Origin of the sequence: Mitsuaria sp. GD03876, assembly GCF_029840635.1 — a bacterium.
Classification (GTDB): Bacteria; Pseudomonadota; Gammaproteobacteria; order Burkholderiales; family Burkholderiaceae_C; genus Roseateles.
In genome coordinates, this window is the sequence record NZ_JAOCCU010000064.1 from 24,467 (window position 1) to 32,390 (window position 7,924).

Consider the following 7,924-nt stretch of genomic DNA (forward strand, 5'->3'; position numbering starts at 1 on the left):
AGTCCCGATCTCGTCTAGAATCCGCGATTCCCTTGCCGGGCCCAGGAGTTGACGCTGGGGTCCGGCTTTCAGGCCAAGGGCGGCAGTTCCGCCGGCGGTCGTTGAAATCCATAAGGAGTTCACATGCGTCATTACGAGATCGTTCTGCTGATCCATCCGGATCAAAGCGAACAAGTTCCGGCGATGCTGGAGCGCTACAAGGGCCTGGTCACCAACGGTGGTGGCAAGGTGCATCGCGTGGAAGACTGGGGCCGCCGTCAGCTGGCCTACATGATCCAGAAGCTGGCCAAGGCGCATTACCTGTGCCTGAACATCGAGTGCAGCAAGGAAGTCCTGGCTGAAATCGAGACCGGTTTCCGCTTCAACGACGCCGTGCTGCGTCACCTGACCGTCGTCAAGGACAAGGCCGAGACGAACCCGTCGGTGATGATGAAGGCCGTCGAGCGCGAAGAAGCCCGCAAGGCTCCGCAAGAAGCGTCCGCCTGAGCTGACAGGCGCGATTCCTGACGTTCCCTTTCCTGTTGTCCTGACCCGCCGATCCGCGCACGCATGAACCGACTGGTCCTGCAGGCGCAGATCCTCGAAACCGCGGCGATCCGATACACCCCCGCCGGGCTGCCGGCCCTGGACCTGATGCTCCGGCACGAGTCCCTGGTCGACGAAGCCGGCCTCCCGCGCAAGGTCGCGCTGGAGATCAAGGCGGTGGCCATCGGCGATGTCGTGAAGCGGGTCCAGCAGCTGGGCCTCGCGGAGAAGACGGTGTTCACCGGATTCCTCTCGGCGCAGCGACAGGGCCGCGGCACGGTGTTTCACATCACCGGCGTCTCGGAATGAAGGAACGACCCAGGTCGCGCGAATCGTTTACATCTGGATAGATCAAGAGGTCACTATGCCCCCGCCACGTGGTAAAGGTCGGTTCTCGAAGGACCGCAAGCCCAAGCGCAACCAACAATCGCTGCTGTTCCGTCGCAAGCGCTTCTGCCGCTTCACCGTCGCCGGTGTCGAGCAGATCGACTACAAGGACGTCGACGTCCTGCGCGACTTCGTCAGCGAGAACGGCAAGATCGTGCCCGCCCGCCTGACCGGCACGCGCGCCTTCTTCCAGCGTCAGCTGTCGGTGTGCATCAAGCGCGCCCGCTACCTGGCCCTGCTGCCGTACAGCGACCAGCACAAGGTCTAAGGAGTCCACCCCATGCAAGTCATCCTGCTGGAAAAAGTGGCCAACCTGGGCAACCTCGGCGACGTCGTCAAGGTCAAGGACGGTTACGCCCGCAACTTCCTGATCCCGACCCGCCAGGCGCGCCGCGCCACGGAATCGGCCATCAAGGAATTCGAAGCCAAGCGCGCCGAGCTCGAGAAGGTCGCCGCCGAGAAGCTGTCCGCCGCGCAAGCCGTGGGCGAGAAGATCAGCGGCTCGACCGTCACGATCGCCCAGAAGGCCGGCGTCGACGGCCGCCTGTTCGGTTCCGTGACCAACGCCGACATCGCTGCCGCCATCTCCAAGACCGGCACCGAGATCGTCAAGTCGCAAGTGCGCCTGCCCAACGGTCCGCTGAAGACCGTCGGCGAATTCCCGATCCAGGTCGCTCCGCACACCGACGTGGTGGTGGAAGTGACGGTGAAGGTCATCGCCGAAGTCGAGTAATCGCTCGACACAGCCCGTGGGCGCATCGCGCGCCCTTCGGGCATGCCCTGACTTGCGAAGGCCGGCCGGCCCAGCAAAGATCGGGGCAGATCAAGAAAGCCGACAGCTGCGAAGCCGTCGGCTTTCTGCTTTTCCGGGAGTGAGTTATCCCGCTCGCTCCACAAGCTATCCATCGCTCTTCCACAGGCTTGTCCACAATGTCCGCGATCTTCACCACGCCCGGGTCCGGTGCCAGCGACAGCGAAGTCGCGCGACTGCGGGTGCCGCCGAACTCGGTGGAAGCCGAGCAGAGCGTGCTTGGCGGCCTGCTGATCGACAACACCGCCTGGGACAAGGCGGCGGACACGCTCAGCGACACCGACTTCTACCGCTACGAGCACAAGCAGATCTACGCCGCGATCGGCAAGCTGGTGAACGCCGGCAAGCCGGCGGACGTGGTGACGGTGTTCGAGGAACTGACCTCGGTCGGCAAGGCCGAGGAGTGCGGCGGGCTGGCCTACCTGAACGCGTTGGCGCAGGGCGTGCCGAGCGCGGCCAACCTGCGCCGCTACGCCGAGATCGTTCATGAGCGGGCGATCCTGCGCAAGCTGGTGGCGACCTCGGACGAGATCGCGACCGCGGCGCTGAATCCCGCCGGCCGCGCCGTCAACGAGATCCTGGACGAGGCCGAAGGCAAGATCTTCCGCATCAACGAGGAAGGCTCGCGCGGCGGCACCGGTTTCCAGAGCATGGACCGGCTGATGGTCGAGCTGATGGACCGCGTCAACGAGCTCGCGGAGCAGGGCGCGGAGGACGTGACCGGCGTGCGCACCGGCTTCTACGACCTGGACCGCATGACCGCGGGCCTGCAGCGCGGCGACCTGATCATCCTGGCCGCGCGGCCGTCGATGGGCAAGACCGCGTTCGCGATCAACATCGGCGAGGCGGTGGCGATCAACGAAGGCCTGCCGGTCATCATCTACTCGATGGAAATGGGCGCGGCGCAGCTGGCGCTGCGGATGGTCGGCTCGATCGGCCGCATCGACCAGAGCGGCCTGCGCACCGGCCGGCTGAAGGACGACGAATGGGGCCGGCTGGCCGAGGCGGTCGACAAGCTCGGCAACGCGCCGATCTACATCGACGAGAGCCCCGGCCTGTCGCCCAGCGAAGTGCGCGCGCGCGCCAGACGCCAGGCGCGGATCTCGGGCCAGATCGGCCTGATCATCATCGACTACCTGCAGCTGATGAGCGGCAACGGTGGCGGCTCCGAGGAGAACCGCGCGACGGTGGTGGGCGAGATCTCGCGGGGCCTGAAGGCGCTGGCCAAGGAGCTGCGCTGCCCGGTGATCGCGCTGTCGCAGCTCAACCGCTCGGTGGAGACGCGGCCGGACAAGCGGCCGATGATGTCCGACCTGCGCGAGTCGGGCGCCATCGAGCAGGACGCGGACATCATCATGTTCATCTACCGCGACGAGTACTACACCAAGGACGAGTGCAAGGAACCGGGCGTGGCGGAGATCATCATCGCCAAGCAGCGGAACGGCCCGGTGGGCACGGTGAAGCTGGCCTTCGCGCGCCAGAACACCAAGTTCGAGAACCTGGCGCCGGGCTACGTCAGCCCGGGCGGCGACGAGTACTGATCGCCCGCCAGCGGCAAGCGCACCTCCACCCGCAGGCCGCGGCCCGCGCCGTTGACCAGCACGATCCGTCCGCCGTGCCGCGTGACGACCGAGCGCACGATCGACAGCCCCAGCCCGCTGCCCGGCTCGCGTTGCGCGGGATCGCGGAAGAAGCGGTCGAAGACCCGCTCGCGCAGCAGCTCCGGAATGCCGGGGCCCTGGTCCTCCACGGCGATCAGCGCGACGTCGCCCAGGCGCCGCAGGTCCACCCGCACCAGGCCGCCGCTCGGGCCGTACTCGATCGCGTTCTCGACCAGGTTGTCGACCAGCGCGGCCAGCGCGGCGCGCTGACCCGCGACGGCCGGGGCCGCGTCGGCGTTCAGCTCGAGCTCCACCTGCCGCGCCGCCGCCAGGCCGCCCAGCGCCGCGAGCCGGTCCTGTAGCAGCGGCTCCAGGGGCACCGGCAGGAAGGCGTCCGCCTCGACCGCGTCGCAGCGCATCAGTGACAGCAGCTGGTTGATCAGCCGGGTCGCGCGCTGGCCGCTGCCCAGCACGCCGGCGAGCAGCTGGCGCTGGATCTCGTCGCGCGTGACCGCCTGGAGCACCTCCACGTTGACCTGCATCGCCGCCAGCGGCGTGCGCAGCTCGTGGGCGGCATCGGCGATGAAGCGGTGCTCGCGCTGCGCGCTGGCCGCCGCGCGCCGCATCCAGCCATTGAGCGCGTCGACCACCGGCAGCAGGTCGCGATGACCCGCGCCGCGCGCCAGCGGCTCCAGGTCCCGCGGTCCGCGCCGCGCCAGCTCGCGCGTCATCGCGGTCCACGGCCGCAGCGCCCGCGCGATCGACAGCCAGGCCGGGATCATCAGCACGGGCAGCCCGCCCAGCAGCAGCGCCAGCCGGTGCCCGTCCTCGACCTCGACGCCGTCCCACTGCGCCGGCAGCAGCGCGACGACCGCGCCCCACAGCAGCGCCAGCCCCGCCATCTGCGCGACGAGCAGCCGGCGCGCCAGGCTGGGCCGGACCGCGGCGTCCAGCGCGCGCCGTGGCCACCGGACTCCGTCCAGGCCACGTTCGGTCGGAAGCATCGTCATGGGCGAATTGGACCAGTCCACCGGGCGCGGAGGGGCCCCGCGCGGACCGCGCTTCATGCTTCCTTCATGCGAGGCAAAGGTTGGCTTCATGGCGTCTCCGGACACTGCGTCGGCAGCCCCGGCACCCATGTGCCGGTTCTCTTTCACCGAGTTCCCGACATGACCGATTCCATGCCCAAGCAGTTCGTCCTTCGCCAGATCGCCATGCACGCGGGCGCGCTGGCCGCCGCCCTGACATGCCTGAGCCTGTTCTCCTGCGCCGCCCGGGCGCAGGGCGCGCCCGCGGCCAAGGCGCCGTCCACCTCGACCTTCACCATCGGCGGCGGCGTAGCCGTCGGCACGCGCTACTCGGGCTCCGACGAGACGCTGGTGGCGCCGCTGATCGCGCTGGAGTACGCGCATTCGAGCGGCTTCTTCGCCGGCACGCTGCGCGGCGTCGGCTACGCCACCGCGGTCGGCCCGGTGACGCTGAGCGCCGCGGTCGCGTATCGCGGCAAGCGCTCGGAGAAGAAGAAGGACGGCATCGGCTTCGACAGCGGCAGCAAGTACCTCAACGGCATGGGCGACGTGAAGGGCAGCGTCACCGGTCACCTGAGCGCCAGCTACGCGGTGCTGCCGTGGGTCGACGTGCAGCTCCACACCGAGCAGCCGCTGACCAACCGCGACAACGGCGCGCTGTACAGCCTGGGCGTCTCGGCCAAGCTGCTCGCCGACGGCAAGGACACGTGGACCGTGGGCCTGGGCGCGACCGCGGCCGACCGCAAGTACATGCAGACCTACCACGGCGTGACCGCGGCGCAGGCCGCGCGCACCGGCTACGCGGTGTTCACGCCCAAGTCCGGCTTCCACCAGGTCGAGGCCAGCGCCTCCTGGCAGCGCCAGTTCACGAAGAACTGGAGCGTCATCGGCTCGGTGGGCGTGCAGCGCCTGGTGGGCGACGCGTCCAAGAGCCCGCTGACGCGCCGCGCCACCTCGCCCACCGGCTACGTGGCCGTCGGCTACACGTTCTGAGCGGGCCCGTCCGCGCCGTCGCCCGGCGGCCGCAGGAAGGCCCAGCGGCTGCTGAGCAGGTAGGTCAGCGCCGCCACCGCCACCAGCACGATGGCCAGGGCCAGCTGATAGGGCTGGCCGCTCCAGCGCAGCATCGCGGCGTAGGCGGCCTCGTTGACCCCGAAGCCGAGCGCGGAGATCGCCGCGAAGCGCGGCGCCGTGCGCCACCACCGCAGGCCGTGGCCGCGGAAGGTCATGCGGTGATGGCCGACGAAGGACACCGTCAGCGCCACCAGCCAGCCCAGCACGTTGGCCGCCAGCGGCGGCCAGCCGCGGCTGCTCACCACCGCGGTGACGACGGCCCAGTGCACCGCGGCCGCGGCGGTGCCGACCGCGACGAAGCGGGCGACGCGCCGGCCCGGCGCGGGCGCGGGCGCGGAGGCGGGCGGGGGTGGCGGCGTCTTCATGCAGGCTTCAGGCGGGCGGCGCATTGTCCGCGACCATGCGCCTCCTGCTCATCGAAGACGACGACATGATCGGCCGCGCCGTGCGGCAGGGCCTGGTGCAGGCCGGTTTCGCCGTCGACTGGGTCACCGACGCGCGCGCGGCGCAGCTGTCGCTGGCCACCGGCGTCTACGACCTGGCGGTGCTGGACCTGGGCCTGCCGCGCGGCGACGGCATGGACCTGCTCAAGGCGCTGCGCGGCGCCGGCGATCCGTTGCCGGTGCTGATCGCCTCGGCGCGCGACACTGTCAAGGACCGCATCGCCGGGCTGGAGGCGGGCGCGGACGACTACGTGCTCAAGCCCTTCGACCTCGACGAGCTGATCGCCCGCGTGCGCGCGCTGCTGCGCCGTCATGCCGGCAGCGGCAGCCCGGTGCTGCGCCATGGCGACCTGGCGTTGGACCCGGCCCGCAAGGCGGTCACCCAGGCGGGCCGCGCGGTGGAGTTGTCGGCGCGCGAGTTCGCGGTGCTGGAGGCGCTGATGCTCAAGCCCGGCGCGGTGCTGTCGCGCGAGCGGCTCGAGGAGGCGGTCTACGGCTGGGGCCAGGAAGTGGCCAGCAACGCCATCGAGGTCCACCTGCACAACCTGCGCCGCAAGCTGGGCAGCGCCACGATCAAGAACGTGCGCGGCGTCGGTTACCGCATCGGCAACGCCGCATGAAGTCGATCGAGCGCAAGCTGCTGCTCTGGATCCTGGGCACGCTGCTGCTGGGCTCGGCGATGGTGGCGCTGACGGCCTACGCGGTGACGCTGGCGGAGATGAACGAGGTCTTCGACAGCGACCTGCGCCACGTCGCCGAGGGCCTGGCCCATTACCACCGCGACAACCCGGCCGCGGTGCAGGGGCGCCCGCCGGTGCTGGTGACGCCGGCGGCCGAACCCGACGACACCGACATCGAGACCTTCGCCTGGGACCGCGCCGGGCGGCGGCTGTATGCCTCCGACGCGCGGGTGGAGGGCACCTACACGACGACGCCGGGCCTGTCGCGGCTGCGGATCGGGCGGCAGCGCTGGATCGTCTACACGGTCGTGCACGACGCCGGGGTGGTGCAGGCGGCGCAGCGCTGGTCCTCGCGCCGGGTGATGGCCGGGGAGTCGGCGGCCAAGATCCTGCCCTTCCTGCTGGCGCTGGCGGTGGTGGTCGCGGCGCTGCTGATCTACGGGCTGCGGCGCGGCATCCGGCCGCTGGACGACGCGGCCCGGGACATCGCCGGGCGCAGCGCGCGGTCGCTGGCGGCGATCGACAGCGCCTCGGTGCCGGCCGAGCTGCAGCCGATGGTGCGCGCGATCAACGGGCTGATGGCCAAGCTCGACCGGTCGTTCTCCGCGCAGCGCGAATTCCTCGACGACGCGGCGCATGAGCTGCGCACGCCGATCGCGGCGCTGCGCGTGCAGCTGCACCTGCTGGAGAAAAGCGCCGGCGAGGCCGAGCGCGCCGCCGCGACGCTGGCGCTGCGCCAGGGCGTCGCGCGGGCGCAGCGGCTGGTCGAGCAGCTGCTCGCGGTGGCGCGCACCGATCCGGTGGGCAGCCTGGAGCCGTTGGCGCCGGTCGAGCTCGGCGAGGTGGTGCGCGCGGTGCTGGAGACGCACGCCGCGCGGGCCGAGGACTGGGGCATCGACCTGGGCGCCGAGCTCCGCCGGACCGTCACCGTGCTCGGCGATGCCGAGCAGCTCGCGGTGCTGCTGCACAACCTGATCGACAACGCGCTGCGCTTCACGCCGCCGGGCGGCGTGGTGGACGTGGGCGTCGACGAGCTGCGCGGCCGGCCGTCGCTGTGGGTGGCGGACACCGGGCCGGGCCTGGCGCCCGAGGACCGGCCGCAGCTGTTCAGCCGCTTCTTCCGCAGCCGCTCGACGCGGGCCGCGCCGCGCGACACCGCCGGCTCCGGGCTCGGGCTGGCGATCGTGCGGGCGATCGCCGAGCGCCACGGCGCCGCCGTCGAGCTGCTCGACCGCCCCGGCGGTCCCGGCCTGGAGGTGCGCGTGAGCTTTCCGCAAGGGTTCTTAAGGACGCGATAAGGGACGGTTGCCGAGACTGGCGGCATGTCAGAAGTCCGCCCGCTCGCACCGCGATGGCCGGCCGCGCGGCGCACGCC

The 7,924-nt window shown here is 70.7% G+C and carries 10 protein-coding genes; 8 read left to right on the forward strand and 2 right to left on the reverse strand.

Annotated features, from left to right (window positions below; all coding sequences use genetic code 11):
• Positions 1–123 precede the first annotated feature (123 nt).
• The 5 genes from rpsF to dnaB all read left to right on the forward strand — a co-directional run bounded on the left by rpsF (position 124) and on the right by dnaB (position 3,264).
• Entirely contained in the window at positions 124–486 is a 363-nt protein-coding gene (gene rpsF, locus N5D62_RS26215) for a 30S ribosomal protein S6 (protein ID WP_091723036.1), read from the forward strand.
• 63 nt (positions 487–549) lie between these two features.
• Positions 550–834, forward strand: coding sequence for a primosomal replication protein N (priB, locus tag N5D62_RS26220; protein ID WP_279760980.1), 285 nt, complete (start codon positions 550–552; stop codon positions 832–834).
• 55 nt (positions 835–889) lie between these two features.
• Entirely contained in the window at positions 890–1,180 is a 291-nt protein-coding gene (gene rpsR, locus N5D62_RS26225; RefSeq protein ID WP_279760981.1) for a 30S ribosomal protein S18, read from the forward strand.
• 12 nt (positions 1,181–1,192) lie between these two features.
• On the forward strand, positions 1,193–1,645 hold the full coding sequence (gene rplI, locus N5D62_RS26230) for a 50S ribosomal protein L9 (protein ID WP_279760982.1): 453 nt from the start codon (positions 1,193–1,195) through the stop codon (positions 1,643–1,645).
• 197 nt (positions 1,646–1,842) lie between these two features.
• On the forward strand, positions 1,843–3,264 hold the full coding sequence (dnaB, locus tag N5D62_RS26235) for a replicative DNA helicase (protein ID WP_279760983.1): 1,422 nt from the start codon (positions 1,843–1,845) through the stop codon (positions 3,262–3,264).
• Here the strand turns inward: dnaB and N5D62_RS26240 are convergent.
• On the reverse strand, positions 3,234–4,334 hold the full coding sequence (locus N5D62_RS26240; RefSeq protein ID WP_279760984.1) for an ATP-binding protein: 1,101 nt from the start codon (positions 4,332–4,334) through the stop codon (positions 3,234–3,236). The two genes, dnaB and N5D62_RS26240, sit on opposite strands and share 31 nt — an antisense overlap.
• A gap of 159 nt (positions 4,335–4,493) precedes the next feature.
• On the opposite strand from N5D62_RS26240, the gene N5D62_RS26245 reads away from it, so the two are divergent.
• Positions 4,494–5,345: a MipA/OmpV family protein gene (locus tag N5D62_RS26245; protein WP_279760985.1), complete on the forward strand. Its 852-nt coding sequence runs from the start codon at positions 4,494–4,496 to the stop codon at positions 5,343–5,345.
• On the opposite strand, the gene N5D62_RS26250 is transcribed toward N5D62_RS26245, so the two are convergent.
• Positions 5,333–5,791, reverse strand: a complete 459-nt coding sequence (locus tag N5D62_RS26250) for a GtrA family protein (RefSeq protein ID WP_279760986.1) — start codon at positions 5,789–5,791, stop codon at positions 5,333–5,335. The two genes, N5D62_RS26245 and N5D62_RS26250, sit on opposite strands and share 13 nt — an antisense overlap.
• A 35-nt stretch (positions 5,792–5,826) precedes the next feature.
• Between N5D62_RS26250 and N5D62_RS26255 the strand changes: the two genes are divergently transcribed.
• Positions 5,827–6,489: a response regulator gene (locus N5D62_RS26255; RefSeq protein ID WP_279760987.1), complete on the forward strand. Its 663-nt coding sequence runs from the start codon at positions 5,827–5,829 to the stop codon at positions 6,487–6,489.
• Complete coding sequence (locus N5D62_RS26260) at positions 6,486–7,847, forward strand: ATP-binding protein (RefSeq protein WP_279760988.1); 1,362 nt, start codon at positions 6,486–6,488, stop codon at positions 7,845–7,847. Before N5D62_RS26255 ends, N5D62_RS26260 begins: the two co-directional genes overlap by 4 nt.
• Positions 7,848–7,924 lie beyond the last annotated feature (77 nt).

Bases quoted from the DNA above. Each gene is read 5' to 3' on its own strand.
- N5D62_RS26260 (WP_279760988.1), top strand. From the start codon at position 6,486: ATGAAGTCGATCGAGCGCAAGCTGCTGCTCTGGATCCTGGGCACGCTG.
- rpsR (WP_279760981.1), top strand. From the start codon at position 890: ATGCCCCCGCCACGTGGTAAAGGTCGGTTCTCGAAGGACCGCAAGCCC.
- N5D62_RS26240 (WP_279760984.1), bottom strand. From the start codon at position 4,334: ATGACGATGCTTCCGACCGAACGTGGCCTGGACGGAGTCCGGTGGCCA.
- dnaB (WP_279760983.1), top strand. From the start codon at position 1,843: ATGTCCGCGATCTTCACCACGCCCGGGTCCGGTGCCAGCGACAGCGAA.
- N5D62_RS26250 (WP_279760986.1), bottom strand. From the start codon at position 5,791: ATGAAGACGCCGCCACCCCCGCCCGCCTCCGCGCCCGCGCCCGCGCCG.
- N5D62_RS26245 (WP_279760985.1), top strand. From the start codon at position 4,494: ATGACCGATTCCATGCCCAAGCAGTTCGTCCTTCGCCAGATCGCCATG.
- N5D62_RS26255 (WP_279760987.1), top strand. From the start codon at position 5,827: ATGCGCCTCCTGCTCATCGAAGACGACGACATGATCGGCCGCGCCGTG.
- rpsF (WP_091723036.1), top strand. From the start codon at position 124: ATGCGTCATTACGAGATCGTTCTGCTGATCCATCCGGATCAAAGCGAA.
- rplI (WP_279760982.1), top strand. From the start codon at position 1,193: ATGCAAGTCATCCTGCTGGAAAAAGTGGCCAACCTGGGCAACCTCGGC.
- priB (WP_279760980.1), top strand. From the start codon at position 550: ATGAACCGACTGGTCCTGCAGGCGCAGATCCTCGAAACCGCGGCGATC.